This is a genomic window from Sphingomonas sp. GW821-FHT10C01 (assembly GCF_059415525.1).
The window spans coordinates 2277694-2299675 of sequence record NZ_JBWKNK010000001.1 but is presented as its reverse complement, the minus strand read 5'-3'; the positions used below and the strand labels follow the sequence as shown (position 1 = coordinate 2299675).

The window sequence follows — 21982 nt, the reverse complement described above, 5'->3', positions numbered from 1 at the left end:
TTAACCAAATGCCCGGGTGACCATATCAAGGGATTCGCGGTGCGTCATGTCCAGATGTAGCGGAGTTACAGTGATATAACCCATTTCGATCGCTTCGAGATCGGTATCGGCAACCGGGGTGTGATCGACGCGGCCAAGGCCGAACCAATAATAGTCGAAACCGCGCGGATCGGTGCGCTTGTCGAGCTTCATCCGGCCATAGTCGCGCAGACCCTGGCTGACGGCCTTGATCCCCCTGACATCGGCGGCAGGGACGGGCGGGAAATTGATGTTCATGAGCGTGCGCGGAGCCCAGTCGGCATCGAGTAGGGGACGCAGCACGCGTTCGCCCCATTGTTCCGCCGCCTCGAAGCTGACGCGCTCGCCCGGCGAGGGGGCGGCATAGCGCTGGCTGAGCGCGATCGAACGGATGCCGGCGAGTGCACCCTCCATCGCGGCGGAGACGGTGCCCGAATAACTGACATCCTCACCCAGATTGGCGCCGCGATTGACGCCGGAGAGAATGAGGTCGGGCGGCGAATCTTTCATCAGCTCGGCCAGCGCCATCATCACCGCGTCGGTAGGGGTACCGGTGACGGCGAAACGCCGCTCGCCGAATTTGCGCAGGCGCACCGGCTCGGTCAGTGAGAGCGAGCGGCCCTTGCCCGATTGTTCCTCAAGCGGGGCGACGATGGTGATATCGTCCGAGAGCGTCCGCGCGATGCGTTCGAGAACTTCAAGGCCGCGCGCGTGGACGCCGTCGTCGTTGGTGAGGAGGATTCTCACGCGGGCTCGAGGCGGTTGAGGCCGCGCAGATAGGGCTTGAGCGCCTCAGGCACCGCGACAGAACCGTCCTCCTGCTGATAGTTCTCGAGCACAGCGACGAGCGTGCGACCCACCGCCAGGCCCGAGCCGTTGAGCGTATGGACGAAGGCCGGCTTGCCATCGGCGTTGCGGTAGCGCGCATTCATGCGACGCGCCTGGAAATCGCCGCAGGTCGAGCAGGACGAGATCTCGCGATAGCGGGCCTGACCGGGCAGCCACACTTCGAGATCATAGGTGCGGGTGGCGGAGAAACCCATGTCGCCCGCGCACAGCTTCATGCGGCGGAACGGCAGGCCGAGCGCGGTGAGGATGCCCTCGGCACACGCGGTCATGCGCTCATGCTCGGCCTCGGACGCGTCCGGGGTGACGATCGAGACCATCTCGACCTTGTCGAACTGATGCTGGCGGATATAGCCGCGCGTGTCGCGGCCCGCCGCGCCCGCTTCCGACCGGAAACAGGGGGTGAGCGCGGTGAAGCGCAGCGGCAGCGTTTCGGCCGACAATATCTGTTCGCGCACGATATTGGTCAGGCTGACTTCGGCGGTGGGGATCAGCCAGCGGCCATCGGTGGTCTGGAAGCTGTCCTCGGCGAATTTGGGCAGCTGGCCGGTGCCGAACATCGCGTCCGGGCGGACCAGGATCGGCGGGTTCACCTCTTCATAGCCGTGATCGCCGGTCAGCGTATCGAGCATGAACTGGCCAAGCGCGCGGGCGAGCTTGGCGGCGTGGCCACGCACCAGCGTGAAACGCGCGCCGGCGAGCGACGCGCCGGTCTCGAAATCGAGGCCGAGCGCGGGGCCGAACGCGTCATGCTCGCGCGGTTCGAACGTGAAGACGGGCTGGGTGCCGATCGAGTGGACCAGCTGGTTTTCGTCCTCATCCGCACCGTCCGGGACATCGGCGGCCGGGAGGTTGGGAATGGCGGCGAGCGCGGTCTTGAGCGCTTCCTCGGCCTTCGCCTGCTCGCCATTCAGCCGCTCCAGCTCTTCCTTGAGCGCCGCGACTTCGTTCATCAGCGCCTGAGCCACGACCTCATCGCGCGCCGCCTTGGCCTGGCCGACCCGCTTCGACAGGTCGTTGCGGTTGGCCTGCAGGTCCTGCTGAATGGTGGTGAGCATGCGGCGCTGCTCGTCGAGCGTGACGAGGTTGGCGGCCAGCGGCTCAGCACCCCGGCGTATGAGCGCGGCGTCGAAGGCTTCGGGATTGTCGCGGATCAGGCGGATATCATGCATGGGGCAGGGCTATGGCGGCGTGCGATCACACGCGCAACCCGGCGCGCGCGGCATGCGTTCATCTTCCGACACAAGAAGGAGATCAACCATGCAGCTTCCACATAAGGCCTTTGTCGTGGTGGCCGATGGCCGCAAGATGCTGTTCCTGCGCAACGAGGGCGATGCGGTGCATCCGAACCTGCAGCTTGAACGCAAGCGCGTGCAGGACAATCCGTCGAACGGCGAGCACAAGACGGACGCGCCGGGACGCAGTTTTTCAAGCGTGGGGCCGGGGCGGAGCGCCTATGAGGAAGCCGACTTCCACCAGATCGAGGAAGACCGGTTCGCCGCCGAGACGGCGGAGCTGCTGCGCAGGCGCGCGCTGGAGAATGACTTCGAGTCGCTGATCGTGGTCGCGCCGCCGCGCACGCTGGGCGAGCTGCGCAAGAATTATCACAAGGAAGTCGAGACTCGATTGGCGGGCGAGATCGACAAGGATCTCACCCGCCATACGATTGCGGAAATCGAGCGGGCGCTGATCGCGGCGGAATAGCCTAATTGACGGCGTCGCCCGACTTGGTGCGCTGGAAACGCCTGCGCGTGACCAGTGCCGCCGCCGCTGCGCCGAACAACAGCATCATCGGCGGTGCCGGGACGGGGTGAAGTCCGCCCGGGCCACCGGGTTCGCCGGGGCCACCCGGCCCACCCGGTCCTCCTGGACCTCCCGGTCCCCCTGGACCACCCGGCCCGCCCGGTCCTCCTGGACCACCCGGTCCCCCCGGACCACCAGGACCACCAGGGCCGCCGGGGCCACCCGGAGAACCTGGCCCACCCGGGCCTCCAGGCCAGCTCGGGCCACCGGGCATCGAGATTCCATCGCCAATGAAGAAGCCGCTGGACGAGCCGCCGCCGTACTTGGACGACAAGGCCCCCTCGCTGTCCACATAGACCGGAGGCGGGAGGGCGAGCGCGGCGGCGTCGGTCGTGATGCTGAGCGCTTGCGGCTGGCATCGCGTGGAGACGACGGTGCGGCGCACGATCCGTTTGCGCACCGGTCGTTTGACGACGCGCTTCTGGATGGTGCGCTTCGTGATGACGCGCTTCCGTTCGATCCCGTCGCCACGCGATTCCGCGACATGAACCGCGCCCCCGCCCATCAGGGCGCCCGCGCATAGACATGCGCACAGTTTCACAACTGCCATCCGAACAGACATGGTTGACCTCCCCCGCGCGCGGCGATCGCGCGCAGTATTCGAAATCGACTCTCCGATTTCCTGGAGTAATTTTATAGAATGGCCGGGGAAGGGTAACCGATTTCTCGGATGGTTAATGACCTATTTAGGATCATTTACCTTCTTTTTCGAACCTGGCGAGGTGATGGGGTTACCCATCTTGGTTGTTTGCTGTTCGAGGATTGCGTTGAATCAGTAACGGGCGGGATCTGGGATCCCGCCCGTTACAAGAAGATTGAACTGCCGCGTGGGGCCTAGTCGGCGGTCGCTTCCTTGGCCTTGCGGTTCTGGAAGCGCTTGCGCACGACCAGGGCCGCTGCGGCGGCGCCGAACAGCAAGACCATCGGCGGAGCGGGAACCGGATCGGGGCCGCCCGACGAACCCGTGCTGCCGCTCGACGTGCTGGTCGAGGTCGAGGTGCTGGTCGACGAGGTGCTGCTCCAACCGCTCGACGTGCTCCAGCCGCTCGAGGTCGAGGACGAGACGTCGCCCGACGAGCTGGCCGAGGTGGAGGTGGAGGTCGAGACGTTGCCGCTCGACGAGGACGAGACATCGCCCGAGGAGGAGGCCGAGGTCGACGAGCCGCCCGATGCCGAGCTGGTCGACGAACCACCGGTCGAGGAGGTGCTGGTGCTCGACACGCCACCGGTCGAGGTGGACGTCGAGGAACCGCCCGAGCCGCCGGAGCCGCCCGAAGCGGACGAGGTCGAGCCGCCCGAGGTGCTGGTCGACCCGCCCGAGGAGGTTGACGAGATCACGATCCCGCCGCTGCCGCCCGAACCGCCCGAACCGCCGAAGAAACCGCCCGCGAAGAAGCCGCCGCCAAAGCCGCCGCCGAAACCACCGCCACCGACTGCGGCTCCGCCACCGCCGCCACCGCCGCCGCCACCGACCGCTGGCATTTCCGCATAGACGGGCGGGGGCAGGGGAACGGGCGCGCCCTGGGTGGTGACCGTGAGCACCTGGGGCTGGCACTGTGCCGTGGTGACCGTGCGCCGGACGATCCGCTTGCGGACGGCCGGGCGCTTGACGACGCGCTTGGTGATCACGCGCTTCGCCGCCACCGGCTGCTTCGTCATGTAAGACCGCTCTGCGCGGGATTCGGCGACATGCACCGCGCCGCCGCCGATCACGGCGCCGCCGCACGCGCAGGCGCACAATTTAGCCAAGGCCATCCGAACCGACATGATCGTTCTCTCTAATTTCCCCGGAGGCTGCTCGAGTGCTGCGGGCGCAGCGCCTTTGCAGGCTCATGCACCGAAAGTGCAGAACAAACCATTAAGTGCAACGGCGTTAACCATAATTCGAGCTCAAACCGGGTAATTTTGTCTGAGGCGGTGCCGTGTGTTGTGGTTAATGTGCCACAGCGACACAGCCGAGTGTGCCCGAGGGCGGGTTATCGCTACCCGATATGGTTAACCGGCGGGCAAACGCGATCCGGTTCAGCCCCGTGCAATTTTCCGCACCGCAAGAACGGTTTGGCGTACGAATCTGTGGATTCGGACGCTTGTGGAGCCGGGCGCACCTGCCTATAGCGCCGACGGGCAAAAGTCGGATCGTATCGGCATCGCCGTGCAGGTCCGGGGTGGAGAGTGGCATGGCGACCGTTTACGAGCACCGCGACGACCCTGAAAAAGCGCCGCCGGCTGCCAATGATCTGCCGGATGGGTATCGGCCAAGCTCCGAAGAACCCTTCATGAATCCGCGGCAGCTGCAGTATTTCCGCGAGAAGCTGCTGGCGTGGAAGGACGCGATCCATCGTGAGGCCGCGGGCACGTTGTCGCAGCTTCAGGTCGATTCGCTGCGTGAGGCGGACCTGACCGACCGCGCGTCGAGCGAGACCGACTGGTCGATCGAGCTGCGCACCCGCGACCGCCAGCGCAAGCTGATCGCCAAGATCGATGCGGCGCTGCGTCGAATCGACGACGGCGAATATGGCTATTGCGAAGTGTCGGGCGAACCGATCAGCCTGGGCCGGCTCGAGGCGCGGCCGATCGCGACGATGACCGTCGAAGCGCAGGAGCGCCATGAGCGGAACGAGAAGGTTTCACGTGAGGAATAGTCCCGAAATGGGCAGGCCTACTCATTCCGATTAACGCTTTGGATAGCGAATCCTGCTTTAATTCGCGGATGAAAGCGAATTTGCAGAGCGGCATATGGACCAGTTTCCGACCGATCCTCTGAACGCAAATTTGAGCGACGATCCCGCGAGCCAGCGCTCGGCTTCGCGCGACAGCCTGATGCTGTCCGCGCAGCTGCGAGTCGAGGGCGAGGCCGAGGTCGCCGTGCGGGTGCGCAACCTGTCGGCGGGCGGACTGATGGCGGAATATCCCAATCCGGTCGTGACGGGGACGCGCGTCGAGGTCGATGTGCGCGGCGTCGGTTGGGTCGGCGGTCGCATCGCCTGGATGGCGGAAGGTCGGGTTGGGATCGCGTTCGATCGGGAGATCGATCCCATGGCGGCGCGCAAGCCCGTCGGTAACGGCACGCATACTCCGCGCTATGCGAAGGCGACCGAGGCTGCGCCGCGGCCCGCGCGTCCACTTTTCCGATCCTGATGTGAGGGGTTGCCCGCACCGTGCGGGCGATACGCTAGGGCGTCACCCCGGCGATCAAGCCAGGGCGACACCACGGCACGCTTCAACTGAGCGTGATTTCTTCCTTTACCCTAAGTTTCTGGCGCTTCAGTTCGGCGATGATCATCTGATCGGGCCTGGGTCGCTGCGACTCGGCGCTGATCTTTCGATCGAGGGTCGCGTGCTTGGCCGTCAGTGCCGAGAGATGCGCGTTCTGCATGGAAGCTATCCTCCTTCTCGTGGGTTGCGAGGATCACGGAGTAAATCACGATTCGCAGCGCTTGTCGCCCCTTGCGAATCGCTGCATCGACAGGGCAACGGAGTTATGCGGCGGACCGATCGGGCGTCCGCGTGCCGGGGGTGCGTAAAAGGATGGAAGACGCCGAAATTCTGCGCCGCCTGGAGCTGCTTCGGGTGGAGCATCGTGACCTGGATGCGGCGATCGAGGCGCTGTCTGGCAGCGGTGCGCCGGACCAGCTGCAGATCGCGCGCCTGAAGAAGCGTAAGCTGCGGCTGCGCGACGAGATCGCGATGCTCGAGGACCGGTTGATCCCAGACATCATCGCGTGACCCTCCTTATCAACACCGCATCGCTTTGGGACATGGAGTTGCGAAGATTGGCTATTTCGCTGCCGAACCCTTTGTGTCAGCGTGACGCCCGATGAGCAAAGGCGACGCAACATCGCGAATCCATCGGCGGCTGATCGACTCGCTCTATACCGAGTCGATGGTGCTGGCGGATGAGGCGCGCGCCTATTTCGATGAGATGGGGCGCGATGAGCGCGACACGCTGGACGCGATGACGCGGGTGATCTTCTCGTGCGAGTCGCTCAAGGTCACGACCCGACTGATGCACGTCATCGCGTGGCTGCTGACACAGCGTGCGGTGGATTCCGGCGAGATTCTCGTCCGCGATGCGCGGGATCCCTCGCGGCGACTGGGCACCGCTCCCGAGACCGACTCGGCGTCGTTCGACGCGATGCCGCTGGCGGCGCAGAAGTTGATCGCGGCGAGCCAGGATCTCTATCGCCGGGTTGCGCGCATCGACGTGACGCAGGGTGATGAGGTCATCATGCCGGTGAGCCCCGCGCGGCGGATGCTCGACCGGCTCGCGCACGCCTTCTAGAGTTCAGGCGCTCCAGCCGCCTTCGGACAGTCCGGCAATGCGTGCCCGTGCGGCACGATATTCACCATCGAGCCGGTCGACGAACTCCGCGACGGGCGTGACCGCATGGACCGCGCCGATGCCCTGGCCCGAACCCCAGATATCGCGCCACGCCTTTGCCTTGGAATTGCCGCCCGAACCGAAGTTCATCTTGCTCGGGTCGCTTTCCGGCAGATTGTCCGGATCGAGCCCGGCCCCTTCGATCGAGGCGCGCAGGTAATTGCCGTGAACCCCGGTGAAGAGGCTGGTGTAGACGATGTCGGAGGCCGTGCCTTCGACGATGCCGTTCTTGTAGTCGGCTTCAGCATTGGCCTCAGCCGTCGCGATGAAGGGCGAGCCGATATAGGCGAGATCGGCGCCCATCGCCTGCGCGGCGAGGATCGCGCCGCCATTTGCGATCGAGCCGGACAGGATGATCGGCCCGTCGAACCAGGCGCGGGTTTCCTGCACGAAGGCGAAGGGGCTGAGCTGGCCGGCATGGCCGCCGGCGCCGGTGCAGACCAGGATCAGTCCGTCGGCGCCCTTCTCAATCGCCTTGTGCGCGAACCGGTCGTTGATGACGTCGTGCAGGGTGATGCCGCCCCAGCTGTGAACGGCCTGATTCAACGCTTCCTGCGCACCCAGCGAGGTGATCACGATCGGCACCTGCCACTTGCCGCAGGTAGCGAGGTCGGCCTCGAGCCGGTCGTTCGAGCGGTGGACGATCTGGTTGACCGCGAAGGGCGCGGCGGGCCGACCGGGATTGTCGCGGTTCCAGGCCGCGAGTTCCTCGGTGATCTGGTGCAGCCATTCGTCGAGCTGGCTCTGCGGCCGGGCATTCAGCGCGGGGAAGGAGCCGACGATCCCCGCCTTGCACTGGGCAATGACCAATTCCGGGCCGGAGACGATGAAGAGCGGCGACCCGATGACGGGTAGTCGCAGGCGATCGAACAGAGCGGGTAGAGCCATATGCGTTTCATACCCGAACTGAATTTCCTGTCCAGCGGGCGCAGTATGGCTCGTCAGAGTTCCATACCCGATATTTGAAAATGCTAATCGATGCGCGTCAGGCCCGTGCGGAAGCGGCGCTGACGGTCGGCGTAGCTATGCGCGGAAATGAGCAAAGCGGTGCGTGTCCTAGCGTCAAGTTCACGTACGGCACGCGCAGGGCTGCCGACGATCAGGCTGCCAGGCGGGAATTCCTTACCTTCGGTCACAAGCGCACCGGCGCCGATCAGGCAGTCGTCGCCAATCACAGCGCGGTTGAGGATGATCGCGCCCATGCCGATAAGGACGCGATTCCCGATCGTGCAGCCATGCAGGATCGCGTGATGGCCGATGGTGCAGTCCGCGCCGATGGTGAGTGGAATGCCGGGGTCCGAATGAAGCATGGCCCCTTCCTGCACATTGCTGCGTTCGCCGACGATGATCGGGGTGTTGTCCGCGCGGATCACCGCGCCGAACCACAGGCTTGCGCCCTCCGCGAGCCGCGCGTCGCCGATGATGTCGGCACTGGGCGCGACCCAGGCATCGGGGTGAATCGACGGCGCCACTCCTTCAAACGCATAGACCGCCACGTTTCCCGCTCCCTTGGTGTAAATTGTTCGCCGGACGGAACGTCCCGCCGTTTCAACCGTATATCCCCATGACTCGGCGATGCCGAGGCGGATTGCAGGAGACGGTCTATGATGAACCTTATCGTGCTTCTAATCGTGGGTGGCGTTCTGGGCTGGCTGGCCAGCATCGTGATGCGCACCGACGCCCAGCAGGGCATCCTTCTGAATGTCGTTGTGGGTATCGTCGGCGCAGTGCTCGCCGGACTGCTCATCACCCCGCTAATTGGTGGCGGGACGATCACGCAAGGGTCGTTCAGCCTGACTTCGCTTCTGGTCTCGTTCCTGGGCGCGGTCGTTCTGCTCGGTATTGTGAACCTGGTGCGGCGCGGTTCCGTGCGCTGACCCGGGCATATCCTTCCCAAGCACCTGGGCGGCTTCGGCCGCCCTTTCTTTTGTGCATCAGCGAAGGGCGATATGCGCGAGTTCGGGAACGTCCATGCCGAGGGCGAGGGCGAGGCCGACACCGCCCATCAGCACCGCGAGCGTCGAGGACATCGAGAACAGTCCCCAGCCCACCGCGGTGACCATCACGGGATTGGGCCGTGCGAGGCGGCGGTTCTGCTCCGCCGACATCAACACGAATGCCGTCAGCAGCCCGTAGAGAAAGACAGTAAACTCGATCATGCAGCTGGGTCCCGCCCCGAAACTTGGCTGAAGACTACCCGTATTGGGTTAACGCTTCAATTTCGGCCCGGCGCATCTTTGCTGCATCGCAGCGCGAAATTCTTGCTGGTTGCGCGAGTTGAAACCGGGTTCAGGTTCGCTTGACCGGTCGGGGATCGCCCGCCTATTCGCGCAGGCAAACGCACGCAGGAGAGAATCGCCGCGATGAAGAAGCTCTATCCCAGCGCCGAGGCCGCACTCGAAGGCCTGCTTCACGATGGCATGACGATTTGCGCGGGCGGGTTCGGCCTGTGCGGCATTCCCGAGCGACTGATCGACGCGATCCAGGCGTCGGGCGTCAAGGACCTGACGATCGCCTCCAACAATGCCGGGATCGACAATGAAGGGCTGGGCAAGCTGCTGCGCAGCCGCCAGGTCCGCAAGATGATCTCGTCGTACGTCGGCGAGAACAAGGAGTTCGAACGGCAGTATCTGGCAGGCGAGCTGGAGGTGGAATTCTGCCCCCAGGGCACATTGGCCGAGCGCTGCCGCGCGGGTGGGGCGGGGATCCCGGGCTTCTACACCAAGACGGGCGTCGGCACGAAGGTGGCCGATGGCAAGGAAACCAAGGTCTTCGACGGGCAGGAGTATATCCTGGAGCGCGGCATCCGCGCCGACGTGGCGATCATCAAGGGTTGGAAGGCGGATGAGGCGGGCAACCTCATCTTCCGCAAGACCGCGCGCAACTTCAACCAGCCGATGGCGACCGCAGCCAATATCTGCGTCGCCGAGGTCGAGGAAGTGGTGCCGGTCGGCAGCCTGGACCCCGATGCGATCCATCTGCCGGGCATCTATGTGAAGCGGATGATTATCGGCGCGCCTTACGACAAGAAGATCGAATTCCGGACGACGCGGGCACGGGAAACGGCGTGAACCGACTGCGCGCCGCGGTCGCGCTGACGCTTTTGCCGATCATGGCGGGCGGCTGCGTTGCAGCGGCGATCCCGGTTGTCGCTGGCGGCCTGATCGCGCGTGACCAGCTTCCTGGCCGCGACAAGGGGCGCGACGCGAGGCGGAAGGTCGAGACGCCGGCCCCCGTGCCGCCGCCCATGCTGCCGAAGGCCGAAACCGGGACGGTGGCAATGACCGCGGTCGATGGACGCACGGTGACTCAGACCGGGCTGAAGGCATTGCCGGCGCCCGATGGGACGATGCCTGGCCGCCCGGGAACCGGTGGGGGGGAGGCGGCCGCCTATAGTCTGCAGGCCTATCAGGCGCTGTGGAACCACATCAGTCTACAAGCAGAACGCCGCCGCCGGGGCGAGGCGCTGCAATCCGTGATCCTGACGCCGGGTGCGACACTTGATGCGCCCGGCTATGCCGCCTGCGGCAACAAGCCACTCGCGGTCGTCTTTGACCTGGACGAGAGTGCCGATAAGGCGGCCGATCCGGACGCGCCATGGCGCCGCTGGAAGGGCGATGGCAGTGATGCGGTCATCGCGACGCCGGGCGCGGTTGAGGGGATCGACGCGGCGCGTCGCGAGGGGATCGCGGTGATCTTCACCACGCGCCGTTCACCGGAAAGTGCGCCCGGCGTGACGGGCTTGCTCGATCAGCTGGGCTTTGGCCGGTTCGAGCCGGGGCGCACGTTGATCCTGGCCGGGGGCACCGAAGCGACGAAGAGCGACGAGCAGGTCCGCCAGGTGATTGCCGCGGGCTATTGCGTGGTCGCGCTGGTCGGCGACTCGCTCAATGATTTCAGCAAGCTGTTCGAGGCGGCGGGCGATGCCAACAAGCGCCAGACGGCCGCGACCGAGACGATGGTGGCGCCGCTCTGGGGCGCGGGCTGGTTCATCCTGCCCAACCCGGTGCGCAGCGTCGCGACGACAGGCGCGCAATGACGGCGTTCGTCCGCAGGAACCCCGGTAGCCGATGGCTGACCGTTGGCGGGTGGCTCAGTATCGCGGCGGCGGTGGCTCACCTTGCCGCGATTGGCGGGGGCGGGGACTGGTATCGTTTCTTCGGTGCGGGCGAAGCCATCGCCAGCGCGGCGGAGCGCGGTAGCCCGATGCCGGCGCTCCTGACGCTCGGGATCGCTACGATGCTCGGTATCTGGGCCGCCTATGCCTTTTCGGGAGCCGGCCGCATCCGCAGGCTGCCCCTGCTGCGAACCGGTCTGGTCGTGATCGGCGCCGTGTATCTGCTGCGCGGATCGGCGCTGTTCATGCCGGCGGCGCTGGGACGGCAGGACCTGTCGTCCGCTTTCATCTTCTGGTCGTCCGCGATCGTGCTCGTCTATGGCCTGGCCTATGCGATCGGAACGTGGCGCGCCTGGCCCAATCTGTCGAAGAAGGAATTTGCCTGATGCCCTGGACTCGTGACGAAATGGCCGCCCGCGCCGCCAAGGAACTGCGCGACGGCTTTTACGTGAACCTGGGCATCGGCATCCCGACGCTGGTTGCCAATCATATCCCCGCGGGGGTCGAGGTGACGCTGCAGTCGGAGAATGGGATGCTCGGCATCGGTCCGTTCCCCTATGAGGGCGAAGAGGATCCCGACCTGATCAACGCGGGCAAGCAGACGATCAGCGAACTGCCCCAGTCCGTCTATTTCAGCAGCGCGGACAGCTTCGCGATGATCCGCGGCGGGCATATCGATCTCACCGTGCTGGGCGCGATGGAAGTCGCGCAGAATGGCGACATCGCGAACTGGATGATCCCCGGCAAGATGATCAAGGGCATGGGCGGCGCGATGGATCTGGTCGCGGGGGTCAAGAAGATCATCGTCGTGATGGAGCATAACGCCAAGGACGGCGGCGCCAAGTTCATCCCCGAATGCACGCTGCCGCTGACCGGCAAGAATGTGGTCGACATGATCATCACCGACCTGGCGGTGTTCCAGCGTGCCGATCACGACTCGCCCTTCCGCCTGACCGAGCTCGCGCCGGGCGTGACCGAGGAAGAGGTCGCGGCGAAGACCACCGCCACGTATGAGGTGGCACTCGCGCCTGCCTGAGCCGGTCCGGTTCTAGCCGGCGGGCGTTGCAATCTCGGCCGTGATCCAGTCGCGAAACGCGATCACTTTCGCGCTGAGCTGTCGCGCCGCCGGATAGACCAGCCAGAAGGCGCGGCCGTCGGTGGCCGCGTGCGGATGGATACGGGCTAGCCGGCCGGCGGCGATGTCCGCGGCGAAGAGGATCGGCGAGCCGATCGCGACGCCATGGCCCGCGATTGCCGCCGCGATGTCGAGATACTCGGCCGAAAAGGTCGTGCCGAAGCGATCCGGCGCGGGGCCGTGGTTGTGGCCGGTGTCGCGGTACCAGATCTCCCACCAGTCGGGCCGGCCGAGCAGCGGCGCCCGCAACGGACTGTCGGGGTCGCCGAGACCGCGAACGGCTTCAAGCAGCCCCGGTGCGCATAATGGTGTGAAGACGCTGGGAAAGAGCGGGATGGCGCGCAACCCCGGCCAGCTGCCATGACCGTTGCGGATCGCGATATCATAGCCGCCGCCCGCAAGGTCGCGCGCATCCGGGGACAGGTCCAGCTCGACCCGCAATTCGGGATGGAGCGCGCGGAACCGTCCCAGACGCGGTGCGAGCCAGGCGGTGCCGAGCGTGGGCAGGGCGGTGATGTGGAGCCGGCTTTGGTCGGCTTCGATCGCTCGCGCGAAGCCGGCGCGCAATGTGGTGAAGGCGGCGAGGGCGTCGACCGCGAGCATTTCGCCGGCGGCGGTCAACTCGACCCGTTGCGCCCGGCGATGGAACAGGTCGACCCCCATCTGGGTCTCAAGCTGGCGGACATGGTAGCTGACCGCGGCGGCGGTCGTCTGGAGCTCCCGCGCCGCCGGGGCGAAGCCGCCGAGCCGGGCCGCCGCCTCGAAGGCACGGATCGCAATCAGCGAGGGAAGGCCAGTCATCACCGCAAATCCAGCTGAATGTCCGAAGGGGTGCGGGAACGGATTACCCCAAGTTTGGCTGAGGGTAACCCGATATCTTTCGAGTCCCGCGCGCACCGGGAACGACGCACAGAGTGAGCGGTCATCATCGCGAAGGACAGGCATATGCGGCTGTTGGGCAGCCTCCATCGACGGGAAGTGTTGGCGGGGCTGGGCGGCTCGGGCCTGATCCTGGTCGGAGGGCGCGCATTCGCACGTGCGGAGGACCGACGGCGCGACTGGGCGTGGCTGGAGGGGAGCTGGAAGGTCGATCATCGCCGGCTGCGGCGGCGCCTAGCCCGGGACACGACCTGGGACCGCTTCACCGGCACTAGTGCTGTCTGGATGACGCTGGGCGGGTTGGGTACGGTCGACGACAATCTGCTGCACCTGCCCGGCGGTGATTATCGCGCGATGGGCATCCGGGCCTATGATCCCGCGGCGGAACGCTGGTCGATCTGGTGGCTCGACGGACGCAACCCGACGCGGATCGACCCGCCGGTGACCGGACGGTTCGATGGCGACATGGGCTTGTTCATGGGAGCCGACACGTTCGACGGACGACCGATCGACGTGCGCTTCCAGTGGCAGGGCATCCATGGCGCGCGGCCGCACTGGCGGCAGAGCTTCTCGCCTGATGGCGGCGCAAGCTGGGAGATGAACTGGGAGAATTTCTTCACTCGCACGACGGCAACGCCCACGCCGCTGCCATTGCGCGACGACGTGGAACGTGCGCCCGACGACTGGGCCTTCCTCGTCGGCCGTTGGATGGTGCGCCACCGCAAGCTGCGCAAGCGACTGTCGGGAAGCCAGGACTGGGACCTGTTCGGCGGCACCTTCGTCAACTGGCCGACGCTAGGCGGCAATGGCAATGCCGGAGACAATCTGATGGAAGCGCCGTCCGGCACCTTTCGTGGCCTGGGGTTCCGCGCATGGGATCCGGCGACGCGCGAGTGGCTGAGTTGGTGGCTCGACGGGCGTAACCCCGGTCGGATCGGCGCTCCGCTGCGGGGACGATTCGTCGATGGGATCGGCACCTATCTGTCCGACGACGAGCATGAGGGGAAGCCGGTCAAGGCCCGCGTCACCTGGTCGCGGATCACCGGCAAGACGGCGCGGTGGGAGCAGGCCTTCTCGGCGGACGGCGGCGCGACCTGGGAGGTCAACTGGACTTCCGACTTCTCGCGGGTGGCGTGATGGACCGGCGGATGGCGATGCGGAGCGCCGCACTGACGCTGGTTGGGCTGAGCACCCGTGGTGCGTCTGCCCAGGACGTGCCGTTGCCGGAGGGCACGGCATCCCGCCGGGACTTCGACTATTTCATCGGCAGCTGGCGCGTCGAGCACCGCCGGCTGCGCAAGCGGCTGGCCGGGAGCAACGACTGGGAGACGTTTGGCGGACGTACCCGATGCCAGCAGATGTTCGGTGGGCTGGTGAACCTCAACGAGAGCGTGTCCTACCGCGACGGGCGTATCAGCTACGGCATGGGACTGCGCGCCTTTGACGAGCCGGGCAAACGCTGGGCAGACTGGTATCTGTCGGCCGGCGATCTCAGCAAGATCGATCCGCCGCTATATGGCCGTTTCGTCGATGGCGTGGGCATTTTCCTGTCGCGCGAGAGCTTCGAGGGCAGGCCAGTGCTGGTGCGCGGGCAGTTCTCGCCGATCAATGCGGGCGAGGCCCGGTGGGAGCAGGCCTTCTCGGCCGATGAAGGCAAGGCCTGGGAGACCAACTGGGTGATGCGATATCTGCGCGTGGAGGATGCGAAGTGAACGAGAGCGTGATGATCGGGTGCACGTGCGGCGAGGTACGGATGGAGGTGACGGGGGCGCCGATCCTGGTTTCCGAATGCCTGTGTAACAGCTGTCGAGCGGCGGCCGCGCGGCTTGCGGCGCTTCCGGTCGCGCGCAGTATCCTGACCAGCTATGGCGCGACACCCACTGCCGAGTATCGCAAGGATCGGGTCGGCTTCACTTCGGGGACGGGGCATCTGCGCGAGTTTCGGCTGAAATCCGGAGCCGGTTCGCGGCGCGTGATCGCGGTGTGTTGCAATACTCCGCTGTTCCTCGAGATGAAGGGCGGGCACTGGATCAGCGTCTATCTGCACCTCTGGCCGGGAGCGCTGCGCCCCAAGCCTGAGCTGCGAACCATGACCGGCGATCTGGCGGACGCGACGGTGCTGCCGGACGACATCCCCAATCTGAAAAGCCACACGATCGGCTTCTATATGAAGTTGCTCGGCGCGTGGATCGCGATGGGATTCCGCAACCCCCGGATCGAGGTTGCGGGTCCCATCGACGCCTGATCGTCAGGCGGCCTTGCGCCGCTCCGCCATCTCCTCGTTGAGCATTTCGGCCAGCAGGAATGCCAGTTCGAGGCTCTGGCCCGCGTTGAGGCGCGGGTCGCAATGGGTGTGATAGCGATCGGCGAGATCGTGCTCACTGACGTCGATCATGCCGCCGGTGCATTCGGTGACGTTCTGGCCGGTCATTTCGGCATGGATGCCACCGGCAAACGTTCCCTCGGCGCGATGCACCGCGAAGAAGCCGCGCACCTCCGCCAGAATGCGTTCGAACGGGCGCGTCTTGTAGCCGTTGGCGGCCTTGACGACGTTGCCGTGCATCGGGTCGCAGCTCCACACTACCGGATGCCCTTCGCGCTTCACCGCGCGGACGAGCTTGGGCAGGCCGCTCTCGATCTTGTCATGCCCATAGCGCGTGATGAGGGTGAGGCGGCCCGGCGTGCGCGCGGGGTTCAGCGTATCGAGCAGGCGCAACAGCGCGTCCGGCTCGAGGCTGGGGCCGCACTTCATGCCGATCGGGTTGCCGATGCCACGCAGGAACTCGACATGCGCGGAGCCGTCAAAGCGCGTGCGGTCGCCGATCCACAGCATATGGGCGCTGGTGTCGTACCAGTCACCGGTGAGCGAATCCTGCCGGGTCAGCGCCTGCTCGTAAGGGAGCAGCAGCGCTTCGTGGCTGGTGTAGAAATCGGTGCCCTTGAGCTGGGGAACGCTGTCGGCATCGATGCCGCAGGCCTGCATGAAGTCCAGCGCCTCGCCGATGCGGTCGGCGACGTCGGCAAACTTCGCGCTCCATGGGCTCTTGCCCATGAAATCGAGCGTCCATTTGTGGACCTGATGCAGGTTGGCATAGCCGCCGCTGGCGAAGGCGCGTAGCAGGTTGAGCGTCGCCGCGGATTGGCTGTAGCCCTGGATCATCCGCTGCGGGTCGGGGATGCGGCTTTCCGGTGTGAAGGCGATGTCGTTGACATTGTCGCCGCGGTAGCTGGGCAGTTCCACGCCATCGATCGTCTCGGTATCGGCCGAGCGCGGCTTGGCGAACTGGCCCGCCATGCGGCCGACCTTCACCGTCGGCAGCTTCGACGCGAACGTCAGCACCACGGCCATCTGGAGGATGACGCGGAAGGTGTCGCGAATGTTGTTGGGATGGAACTCCGCGAAGCTCTCCGCGCAGTCGCCGCCCTGCAGGAGAAAAGCCTCCCCGCGGGCGACTTTAGCGAGCTCCTGGGTAAGCGCGCGTGCCTCACCGGCGAAGACGAGCGGCGGGAAGCTCGAAAGCTGCGTGGTCGCGGCATCAAGGGCGGTGGCATCGGGGTAAATCGGAAGCTGGCGTGCTTCGGCCGACTTCCAGCTGTCAGGGGTCCATCCCATGGCCTGCTCCAGGTTGCGGACATGGACGTACCAGTCCTGATGATGCGCGATGCCGTTTGCGGCGATCTGATTGAGCACGGCCGGGGAGGCCCGCTTACCATCCTCTTCCCAGCCCTGAACGGTCGATCCGGGCGTGTCGAACCACGCGCCGAATGCGGCGCGTGAAAGGGAGCGTTCCTCACGGAAGCGGCGGATCTTTGAACCAGCTAGAGTCGTCATGATGCGAGCGCCTTACCCTTGGCGGGTAAATGGTGGCAAGGGTAAAATTCACCCGCGCTGGGTAAATCGTCGTTGCACCATCCCAACGGTTCAGGCCGCCTTAATACGGCCTCGCGCGATACCTATATGGGACGAGGCCGGAAGCCGGCGGGTGAAGGAAGGTGCGTAGTGATCCGAATGCTGATGCTGGCGGCGATTGCCGCGACCCCGGTGCTCGCGCAGGAGGCCGAGGATGACAATGCACCTCCGCAGCGCGTGCGCAGCGTGCTGCTCTACGGCGAGGATCAGTGTCCCAAGGCCGAGAGCGAGGACGAGGTCGTCATCTGCTCCAAAGTCGGTGAATCGCCTTATCGCATTCCCAAGTCGCTGCGGAAGACCGAGCCGGGGCCGGGCGGAACGAGCTGGACGCGCCGGGCCGAACTGGTCGACGAGGTCAACCGCGTGACCCTGCCCGGAAGCTGCTCCCCGATCGGAAGCTTTGGCCATAGCGGCTGCACGATGCAGATGCTGCAGCAATGGCGCGCCGAACGGACCGCGAAAAAGGCCGAGGAAGCGGCGATCCCCGGCGGGGAAGAATAGACGCTACTGGCCGAAGCCGGGTTCGGCCGCGCGTGCGATCGCCTCGCGCGCGGCGGCGAACAGGGCGCCGGCCTTGGCCTCGCATTCGCGCTGCTCATAGGCGGCGTCGCTGTCCGCGACGATGCCTGCGCCGGCGGTGACGTGCATCGTCCCATCCTTCACGATCGCGGTGCGCAGCACGATGCAGCTGTCCATCGACCCGTCGGGCGAGAAATAGCCGACGCCGCCCGCATAGGGGCCGCGCTGCTCGCCTTCGAGCTCGGCGATGATCTCGCACGCGCGGACCTTGGGGGCGCCGCTGACGGTGCCTGCCGGGAAGCCCGCGAACAGCGCGTCGAGCGCGTCGGCATCCGGGCGCAGCTTGCCCACCACGTTCGACACGATGTGCATCACATGGCTGTAGAATTCGACGGTGTAGCTGTCGGTGACCTTGACCGTCCCGGCTTCCGCGACGCGGCCGGTGTCGTTGCGGCCGAGGTCGAGCAGCATCAGATGCTCGGCGCGCTCCTTGGGATCGGCGAGCAGGCTGGTGCGGTTGGCTTCGTCCTCCGCCGCGGTCTTGCCGCGGGGACGCGTGCCGGCGATCGGGCGGATCGTCACCTCTTCGTCGCGGACGCGGACCAGGATTTCGGGGCTGGAGCCGGTAAGGGCGAAGCCGGGAAGGTCGAGGAAGTAGAGGAAGGGTGAAGGATTCACCCGGCGCAGCGCACGATAGAGCTCGATCGGTGGCAGCGCGAAAGGCGCAGTGAAGCGCTGCGCCAGCACGACCTGGAAGATGTCGCCGGCGGTAATGTAGTCCTTCGCGCGCTTCACCATCGCGGCATAGTCGCCCTCGGCAAGCGTCGGCTGCGCGACGACGTCGGCGGCGTCCGCCGCGACCTTGGGCGGGAGCGGGGCCGAGGCGAGGCGCGCGGCGGTGGCGTCGATCCGGTCGGCGGCGGCGGAGAGCTGCGCTTCGGGATCGCGGCCTTCCCCGGGCCAGACGGGAGCCACCAGGAACAGCGAATCCGCGAGCCGATCGAAGATCAGGATCACCGTCGGCCGCACGAAGACCATGTCGGGCAGGTCCAGCGGATCGGTGGCGGCGCGGGGGAGCTTTTCCACCAGCCCGATCGTCTCATAGCCGAAATAGCCGACCAGGCAGGCGAGTGCGCGGGGCAGCTCGGCCGGCACGTCCATCCGACAGCTCTGGACGAGCGCGCGGAACGCCTCGAGCGTCGGCTGGGTGGCGGGCGTGAACGCCGCGCGATCGGTGAGCCAGTGCGGGTTGACCTCCGCCAGCTGGCTATGGGCGCGGAAGACGAGATCCGGCGCGAGACCGATCAGGCTGTGGCGGCCGCGGACTTCGCCGCCCTCGACCGATTCCAGCAGAAAGTCGCCGCGCCCCGGCTCGATCAGCTTGAGCGCGGCGGCCACCGGCGTGTCGGTGTCCGCCAGCTGCCGCCGCCACACCAGCGCGGGCCGGCCTTCGTCCAGCGCCGTGCGTGCGGCCTCAAGGCCCTCGATCCCCGTCGTCACGGCGATCAGTTGCCGCCGGTCGACTGGCCGCCGAGCTGCGCCTTGAGGCGAGCGATCGCCGCGTCGTTGCGCTTGACGCCGACCGACTTGCGCGCGGCGGCGACGAACTGCTCGAGATACTCGGCACCGATGACCTGGGTCAGGCCGTTGCGGGTCTGCGCGACGAGTTCCTTGTTGCTGTTCGCGTCGCCGGGCTGGATTTCATCGAGCCAGACCACCCAATAGCCGCCACCATTGGGCGCTTCGGTCATCTTGGCCTTCTTGGCCGCGATGGTGAACATCAGGCGCACCGGCGGCGGGATCTGCATCCCGGCCTGGGCGAGCTGGCCGCGCACCGCGTCGAGCGGCTGAGGCGCGGGGACGACGAGCCCGGTCTTCTTGAGCGCGTCGGCGATCGGCGTGCCCTTGTTGACGTCGGCGAGGACCGCGATCGCGGCCTTGCGCGCGGCCTGAAGCTGACGGTCGCGAATGAAGCCGGCCACGACGGCCTCACGAATCTCGGCCAGCGGGCGCGGCGCGGCGGCGATCACGCGATCGGGCTTGATCAGCGCGAAGCTGCCGTCCTGGCCGAGCGGAACGAGCTGCGGATCGTCATTCGCTTCCATCGCGAAAGCGGCCTGGGCGATCGGCGCCATCACCGGATCGGGCTGGGCCGGGGTCGCGGCCTGAGCGGCTTCCTGCGTGCGGCCGTCGCCGAACACCGGCGGGCTGACCTCGGCCTTGAGCTTGGCGTCGGCCACCGCTTCGTCGAAGGTCGCGTTGCCGACGATCGCGGTATCGATCTGGTTGCGCAGATTAGCCATCGCTTCGGCTTCCTTGCGCTGCGTCACCGCGGTCGCGATTTCGGCGCGAACCTGGTCGAGGGTCTTGCCCGCGACCTGCTCGATCTTCTCGACGCGGACGATGTGCCAGCCGAGCGGCGAGCGCATCGGGCCGACCACGCCGCCCTGTGCCGCGGTGAAGGCGGCTTCGGCGATCTGCGGGCTGCTGGCGCGGGCGAAGCTGTCCTTCTGGGCATCGGCGACGGTCGAGGGCTGGAGACCCGCGCCCTTCGCGGCGTCGGCGATCGACGCGCCGCCCTTGATCTTCGCGGCCAGCGCGTTGGCGGCGTTCTGATCCGCGACGATCACCTGCGCCAGCGTGCGCTTGGTGGTGGCGGCGTATTTCGCGGCATCCTGCTTATAGGCGGCGGCGATCTCCGCCTCGGTCGCCTTGGCGCTTTCCGCGAATTGGTCCGGGCGCACCACGGCGTAGCGGATCGTCCGGCGCTCGGGCAGCGTATAGCGCGCGCGGTTGCGGTTGTAGAATGCGGTCACTTCCGCATCGGTCGGCGCGGGGCCGGCGGCGATCGCGGTGACCGGAATATAGCCGACCGAACCCTTGCGGCGCTCAAGCAGCTGCGAGGCATAGGGCAGCGCGAGCTGGTTGGGGACATAGGTCGCGCCGCGCACGACGCCGACGGCGGGGCTGGCGACCCAGCGGGCGAGCGTGCCCTGGCGGATGTCGCCGCGAACCTGATCGGCGGTCAGACGCTGCTGCGCGAGGAACTGGTCGAAGGCGCGCTGGCTGAACTTGCCGGTGATCGGATCGGCGAAGCCGGGCGCGCCGGCGATTTCGCCGTCGATCGCTGCCTGCGACACCGCCATGTGCTGATCTTTGGCGTACTCCTCCAGCACCATGCGGTTGACGATATCGTCGAGCACCTGGTCGAAGCCGCCCCTGGCCACGAATTGGGTCATGTCGAGCGCCGGCTGCTGCTGGCGGGCGCGGTCGAGCCCGTCCTTGAGTCGGTCCTGCAATTCCTGCTCGGTCACCTTGCGGCCGCCGACCTCGACCAGCGCGCCACCGCTGGTGGTGCGGCCGCCGCCGAGGTTCGTGATATCGCCCAGCGCGAAGGCGACGGCGATCACGATGAGCAAGAGCAGAGCGATGATCTTGCCGACGGTCGAGAAGAGGGCGCGACGGAGAAAGGTGAGCATGGATACCCGTTCGATGGGAGAGGTTTAAGGGTGCTTTAGGGGGGTGATGCGCCGCCATCAAGCTTGAGTGCACACGGGAGTGCGCGTACGGGCCTGTCCGAAATCGGACAATAACGGAAAATCGAGGAGCACGGGATGCGGCGCAAGCTGGTGGCGGGGAACTGGAAGATGCACGGCCTGATCGCGGCGTTGCCCGAGATCGAGGCGATCGCACAGGCGGCGGCGGTGACGCCGGGCGTCGACGTGGCGCTGTGCGTCCCCGCGACGTTGATCGCCCCGGCGGTGACCGTGGCGGCGCGGATGCCGATCGGCGGCCAGGATTGCCATGCCGCCGACCAGGGTGCGCACACCGGCTGCATCTCCGCCCCGATGCTGCTGGGCGCGGGCGCGGCGCTGACCATCGTCGGCCATAGCGAGCGGCGCGCCGACCAGGGCGAGACCGATGCCGACGTCAAGGGCAAGGCCGAGGCGGCGCGCCGCCATGGCCTGAAGGCGATCCTGTGCGTCGGCGAGACGCTGGACCAGCGCGACGCGGGACAGGCCGAGGCGGTGGTCACCGCGCAGCTTACCGGATCGATGCCCGATGGCGCGGCGGCGGACTGGCTGTCGATCGCGTACGAGCCGGTCTGGGCGATCGGCACGGGGCGGACCCCGACCGAGGCCGACGTGGCGGCGATGCACGGGGCGGTGCGCGCGAAGCTGACCGATCTGCTCGGGGCCGAGGCCGCAAGCGCGATGCGGGTGCTGTACGGCGGGTCGGTCAACGGGGCGAACGCGGCGTCGCTGCTGGGCTGCCCGGACGTGGACGGCGCGCTGGTGGGCGGGGCGAGCCTGACCGCCGAGAAGTTCGTGCCGATCATCGAGGCGGCGGCGGGGCTGTAAACCGGTCGCCGCC

General features: G+C 66.6%; 27 protein-coding genes. 15 read left to right on the top strand and 12 right to left on the bottom strand.

Annotated elements, in window-relative coordinates; all coding sequences use genetic code 11:
• Together surE and serS are read right to left on the bottom strand one after the other, a co-directional pair.
• Nucleotides 1-765 carry a 5'/3'-nucleotidase SurE gene (gene surE / locus AC07M1_RS11280; RefSeq protein WP_495162631.1) on the bottom strand — a complete coding sequence of 255 codons (765 nt, stop codon included), beginning with the start codon at nt 763-765 and terminating at the stop codon, nt 1-3.
• Complete coding sequence (serS, locus tag AC07M1_RS11275; protein ID WP_495162630.1) at nt 762-2036, bottom strand: serine--tRNA ligase; 1275 nt, start codon at nt 2034-2036, stop codon at nt 762-764. The genes surE and serS overlap by 4 nt, the downstream gene beginning before the upstream one ends.
• 88 nt (nt 2037-2124) lie before the next feature.
• On the opposite strand from serS, the gene AC07M1_RS11270 reads away from it, so the two are divergent.
• Complete coding sequence (locus AC07M1_RS11270) at nt 2125-2568, top strand: host attachment family protein (protein WP_495162629.1); 444 nt, start codon at nt 2125-2127, stop codon at nt 2566-2568.
• A 1-nt stretch (nt 2569) separates the two neighbouring features.
• Here AC07M1_RS11270 and AC07M1_RS11265 read toward each other — a convergent pair whose 3' ends face one another.
• Nucleotides 2570-3172, bottom strand: coding sequence for a hypothetical protein (locus AC07M1_RS11265; protein WP_495162628.1), 603 nt, complete (start codon nt 3170-3172; stop codon nt 2570-2572).
• 329 nt (nt 3173-3501) lie between these two features.
• Entirely contained in the window at nt 3502-4434 is a 933-nt protein-coding gene (locus tag AC07M1_RS11260; RefSeq protein WP_495162627.1) for a PEP-CTERM sorting domain-containing protein, read from the bottom strand.
• Nucleotides 4435-4844: 410 nt separating this feature from the next.
• Between AC07M1_RS11260 and dksA the strand changes: the two genes are divergently transcribed.
• Both dksA and AC07M1_RS11250 read left to right on the top strand, forming a co-directional pair.
• Nucleotides 4845-5309: an RNA polymerase-binding protein DksA gene (gene dksA / locus AC07M1_RS11255; RefSeq protein WP_495162626.1), complete on the top strand. Its 465-nt coding sequence runs from the start codon at nt 4845-4847 to the stop codon at nt 5307-5309.
• A 94-nt stretch (nt 5310-5403) separates the two neighbouring features.
• Complete coding sequence (locus AC07M1_RS11250) at nt 5404-5805, top strand: PilZ domain-containing protein (RefSeq protein WP_495162625.1); 402 nt, start codon at nt 5404-5406, stop codon at nt 5803-5805.
• Between the two features lie 82 nt (nt 5806-5887).
• Here the strand turns inward: AC07M1_RS11250 and AC07M1_RS11245 are convergent, their stop codons facing one another.
• Nucleotides 5888-6043, bottom strand: coding sequence for a YdcH family protein (locus AC07M1_RS11245; protein WP_495162624.1), 156 nt, complete (start codon nt 6041-6043; stop codon nt 5888-5890).
• Nucleotides 6044-6195: 152 nt separating this feature from the next.
• Here AC07M1_RS11245 and AC07M1_RS11240 point away from each other — a divergent pair, with 152 nt between their 5' ends.
• Both AC07M1_RS11240 and AC07M1_RS11235 read left to right on the top strand, forming a co-directional pair.
• Nucleotides 6196-6393: a YdcH family protein gene (locus tag AC07M1_RS11240; protein ID WP_495162623.1), complete on the top strand. Its 198-nt coding sequence runs from the start codon at nt 6196-6198 to the stop codon at nt 6391-6393.
• Nucleotides 6394-6484: 91 nt separating this feature from the next.
• A complete protein-coding gene (locus AC07M1_RS11235; protein WP_495162622.1) occupies nt 6485-6949 on the top strand; it encodes a DUF1465 family protein in 465 nt (154 codons plus the stop codon).
• A 3-nt stretch (nt 6950-6952) separates the two neighbouring features.
• Here the strand turns inward: AC07M1_RS11235 and AC07M1_RS11230 are convergent, their stop codons facing one another.
• Together AC07M1_RS11230 and AC07M1_RS11225 are read right to left on the bottom strand one after the other, a co-directional pair.
• On the bottom strand, nt 6953-7936 hold the full coding sequence (locus AC07M1_RS11230; protein WP_495162621.1) for an NAD(P)H-dependent flavin oxidoreductase: 984 nt from the start codon (nt 7934-7936) through the stop codon (nt 6953-6955).
• 83 nt (nt 7937-8019) lie between these two features.
• Nucleotides 8020-8544: a gamma carbonic anhydrase family protein gene (locus AC07M1_RS11225; RefSeq protein ID WP_495162620.1), complete on the bottom strand. Its 525-nt coding sequence runs from the start codon at nt 8542-8544 to the stop codon at nt 8020-8022.
• A gap of 111 nt (nt 8545-8655) precedes the next feature.
• Between AC07M1_RS11225 and AC07M1_RS11220 the strand changes: the two genes are divergently transcribed.
• The gene (locus tag AC07M1_RS11220) at nt 8656-8925 is read left to right on the top strand and encodes a GlsB/YeaQ/YmgE family stress response membrane protein (protein ID WP_495162854.1); all 270 of its coding nucleotides are present in this window, start codon (nt 8656-8658) and stop codon (nt 8923-8925) included.
• 57 nt (nt 8926-8982) lie between these two features.
• Here AC07M1_RS11220 and AC07M1_RS11215 read toward each other — a convergent pair whose 3' ends face one another.
• Entirely contained in the window at nt 8983-9207 is a 225-nt protein-coding gene (locus AC07M1_RS11215) for a hypothetical protein (protein ID WP_495162619.1), read from the bottom strand.
• Nucleotides 9208-9411: 204 nt separating this feature from the next.
• On the opposite strand from AC07M1_RS11215, the gene AC07M1_RS11210 reads away from it, so the two are divergent.
• The 4 genes from AC07M1_RS11210 to AC07M1_RS11195 all read left to right on the top strand — a co-directional run bounded on the left by AC07M1_RS11210 (nt 9412) and on the right by AC07M1_RS11195 (nt 12201).
• Nucleotides 9412-10119, top strand: coding sequence for a CoA transferase subunit A (locus tag AC07M1_RS11210; RefSeq protein ID WP_495162618.1), 708 nt, complete (start codon nt 9412-9414; stop codon nt 10117-10119).
• Nucleotides 10116-11087 (top strand): HAD family acid phosphatase, encoded by a 972-nt coding sequence (locus AC07M1_RS11205; protein ID WP_495162617.1) that lies wholly within the window; start codon nt 10116-10118, stop codon nt 11085-11087. Before AC07M1_RS11210 ends, AC07M1_RS11205 begins: the two co-directional genes overlap by 4 nt.
• Before the next feature lie 71 nt (nt 11088-11158).
• Nucleotides 11159-11551, top strand: coding sequence for a hypothetical protein (locus tag AC07M1_RS11200; RefSeq protein ID WP_495162616.1), 393 nt, complete (start codon nt 11159-11161; stop codon nt 11549-11551).
• The gene (locus AC07M1_RS11195; RefSeq protein ID WP_495162615.1) at nt 11551-12201 is read left to right on the top strand and encodes a CoA transferase subunit B; all 651 of its coding nucleotides are present in this window, start codon (nt 11551-11553) and stop codon (nt 12199-12201) included. The genes AC07M1_RS11200 and AC07M1_RS11195 overlap by 1 nt, the downstream gene beginning before the upstream one ends.
• A gap of 12 nt (nt 12202-12213) precedes the next feature.
• Here the strand turns inward: AC07M1_RS11195 and AC07M1_RS11190 are convergent, their stop codons facing one another.
• On the bottom strand, nt 12214-13101 hold the full coding sequence (locus AC07M1_RS11190) for a LysR substrate-binding domain-containing protein (RefSeq protein ID WP_495162614.1): 888 nt from the start codon (nt 13099-13101) through the stop codon (nt 12214-12216).
• Between the two features lie 144 nt (nt 13102-13245).
• Between AC07M1_RS11190 and AC07M1_RS11185 the strand changes: the two genes are divergently transcribed.
• Genes AC07M1_RS11185 through AC07M1_RS11175 form a run of 3 tightly spaced genes read left to right on the top strand, consistent with a single transcriptional unit; the run spans nt 13246 to nt 15424 of the window.
• Nucleotides 13246-14316: a hypothetical protein gene (locus AC07M1_RS11185; RefSeq protein WP_495162613.1), complete on the top strand. Its 1071-nt coding sequence runs from the start codon at nt 13246-13248 to the stop codon at nt 14314-14316.
• A gap of 11 nt (nt 14317-14327) precedes the next feature.
• On the top strand, nt 14328-14891 hold the full coding sequence (locus AC07M1_RS11180; RefSeq protein ID WP_495162612.1) for a DUF1579 domain-containing protein: 564 nt from the start codon (nt 14328-14330) through the stop codon (nt 14889-14891).
• An 11-nt stretch (nt 14892-14902) separates the two neighbouring features.
• Nucleotides 14903-15424 (top strand): GFA family protein, encoded by a 522-nt coding sequence (locus AC07M1_RS11175; RefSeq protein ID WP_495162611.1) that lies wholly within the window; start codon nt 14903-14905, stop codon nt 15422-15424.
• 3 nt (nt 15425-15427) lie between these two features.
• Here AC07M1_RS11175 and AC07M1_RS11170 read toward each other — a convergent pair whose 3' ends face one another.
• Entirely contained in the window at nt 15428-16792 is a 1365-nt protein-coding gene (locus tag AC07M1_RS11170; protein ID WP_495162853.1) for a class II 3-deoxy-7-phosphoheptulonate synthase, read from the bottom strand.
• Between the two features lie 396 nt (nt 16793-17188).
• On the opposite strand from AC07M1_RS11170, the gene AC07M1_RS11165 reads away from it, so the two are divergent.
• A complete protein-coding gene (locus AC07M1_RS11165; RefSeq protein WP_495162852.1) occupies nt 17189-17590 on the top strand; it encodes a hypothetical protein in 402 nt (133 codons plus the stop codon).
• Nucleotides 17591-17593: 3 nt separating this feature from the next.
• Here AC07M1_RS11165 and trpE read toward each other — a convergent pair whose 3' ends face one another.
• Nucleotides 17594-19096, bottom strand: coding sequence for an anthranilate synthase component I (gene trpE, locus AC07M1_RS11160; RefSeq protein ID WP_495162851.1), 1503 nt, complete (start codon nt 19094-19096; stop codon nt 17594-17596).
• Nucleotides 19097-19113: 17 nt separating this feature from the next.
• Nucleotides 19114-21087 carry a peptidylprolyl isomerase gene (locus tag AC07M1_RS11155; protein ID WP_495162610.1) on the bottom strand — a complete coding sequence of 658 codons (1974 nt, stop codon included), beginning with the start codon at nt 21085-21087 and terminating at the stop codon, nt 19114-19116.
• A gap of 135 nt (nt 21088-21222) precedes the next feature.
• On the opposite strand from AC07M1_RS11155, the gene tpiA reads away from it, so the two are divergent.
• Nucleotides 21223-21969, top strand: a complete 747-nt coding sequence (tpiA, locus tag AC07M1_RS11150; RefSeq protein WP_495162609.1) for a triose-phosphate isomerase — start codon at nt 21223-21225, stop codon at nt 21967-21969.
• Nucleotides 21970-21982 lie beyond the last annotated feature (13 nt).

Coding starts and splice junctions, on each gene's coding strand:
- AC07M1_RS11250 (WP_495162625.1), top strand. CDS start 5,404: ATGGACCAGTTTCCGACCGATCCTCTGAACGCAAATTTGAGCGACGAT.
- AC07M1_RS11220 (WP_495162854.1), top strand. CDS start 8,656: ATGAACCTTATCGTGCTTCTAATCGTGGGTGGCGTTCTGGGCTGGCTG.
- AC07M1_RS11175 (WP_495162611.1), top strand. CDS start 14,903: ATGATCGGGTGCACGTGCGGCGAGGTACGGATGGAGGTGACGGGGGCG.
- AC07M1_RS11190 (WP_495162614.1), bottom strand. CDS start 13,101: ATGACTGGCCTTCCCTCGCTGATTGCGATCCGTGCCTTCGAGGCGGCG.
- AC07M1_RS11195 (WP_495162615.1), top strand. CDS start 11,551: ATGCCCTGGACTCGTGACGAAATGGCCGCCCGCGCCGCCAAGGAACTG.
- AC07M1_RS11165 (WP_495162852.1), top strand. CDS start 17,189: ATGCTGATGCTGGCGGCGATTGCCGCGACCCCGGTGCTCGCGCAGGAG.
- serS (WP_495162630.1), bottom strand. CDS start 2,036: ATGCATGATATCCGCCTGATCCGCGACAATCCCGAAGCCTTCGACGCC.
- AC07M1_RS11270 (WP_495162629.1), top strand. CDS start 2,125: ATGCAGCTTCCACATAAGGCCTTTGTCGTGGTGGCCGATGGCCGCAAG.
- AC07M1_RS11260 (WP_495162627.1), bottom strand. CDS start 4,434: ATGTCGGTTCGGATGGCCTTGGCTAAATTGTGCGCCTGCGCGTGCGGC.
- AC07M1_RS11185 (WP_495162613.1), top strand. CDS start 13,246: ATGCGGCTGTTGGGCAGCCTCCATCGACGGGAAGTGTTGGCGGGGCTG.
- tpiA (WP_495162609.1), top strand. CDS start 21,223: ATGCGGCGCAAGCTGGTGGCGGGGAACTGGAAGATGCACGGCCTGATC.
- AC07M1_RS11245 (WP_495162624.1), bottom strand. CDS start 6,043: ATGCAGAACGCGCATCTCTCGGCACTGACGGCCAAGCACGCGACCCTC.
- AC07M1_RS11230 (WP_495162621.1), bottom strand. CDS start 7,936: ATGGCTCTACCCGCTCTGTTCGATCGCCTGCGACTACCCGTCATCGGG.
- AC07M1_RS11155 (WP_495162610.1), bottom strand. CDS start 21,087: ATGCTCACCTTTCTCCGTCGCGCCCTCTTCTCGACCGTCGGCAAGATC.
- AC07M1_RS11235 (WP_495162622.1), top strand. CDS start 6,485: ATGAGCAAAGGCGACGCAACATCGCGAATCCATCGGCGGCTGATCGAC.
- AC07M1_RS11265 (WP_495162628.1), bottom strand. CDS start 3,172: ATGGGCGGGGGCGCGGTTCATGTCGCGGAATCGCGTGGCGACGGGATC.
- AC07M1_RS11215 (WP_495162619.1), bottom strand. CDS start 9,207: ATGATCGAGTTTACTGTCTTTCTCTACGGGCTGCTGACGGCATTCGTG.
- AC07M1_RS11240 (WP_495162623.1), top strand. CDS start 6,196: ATGGAAGACGCCGAAATTCTGCGCCGCCTGGAGCTGCTTCGGGTGGAG.
- AC07M1_RS11180 (WP_495162612.1), top strand. CDS start 14,328: ATGGCGATGCGGAGCGCCGCACTGACGCTGGTTGGGCTGAGCACCCGT.
- dksA (WP_495162626.1), top strand. CDS start 4,845: ATGGCGACCGTTTACGAGCACCGCGACGACCCTGAAAAAGCGCCGCCG.
- AC07M1_RS11170 (WP_495162853.1), bottom strand. CDS start 16,792: ATGGGATGGACCCCTGACAGCTGGAAGTCGGCCGAAGCACGCCAGCTT.
- AC07M1_RS11210 (WP_495162618.1), top strand. CDS start 9,412: ATGAAGAAGCTCTATCCCAGCGCCGAGGCCGCACTCGAAGGCCTGCTT.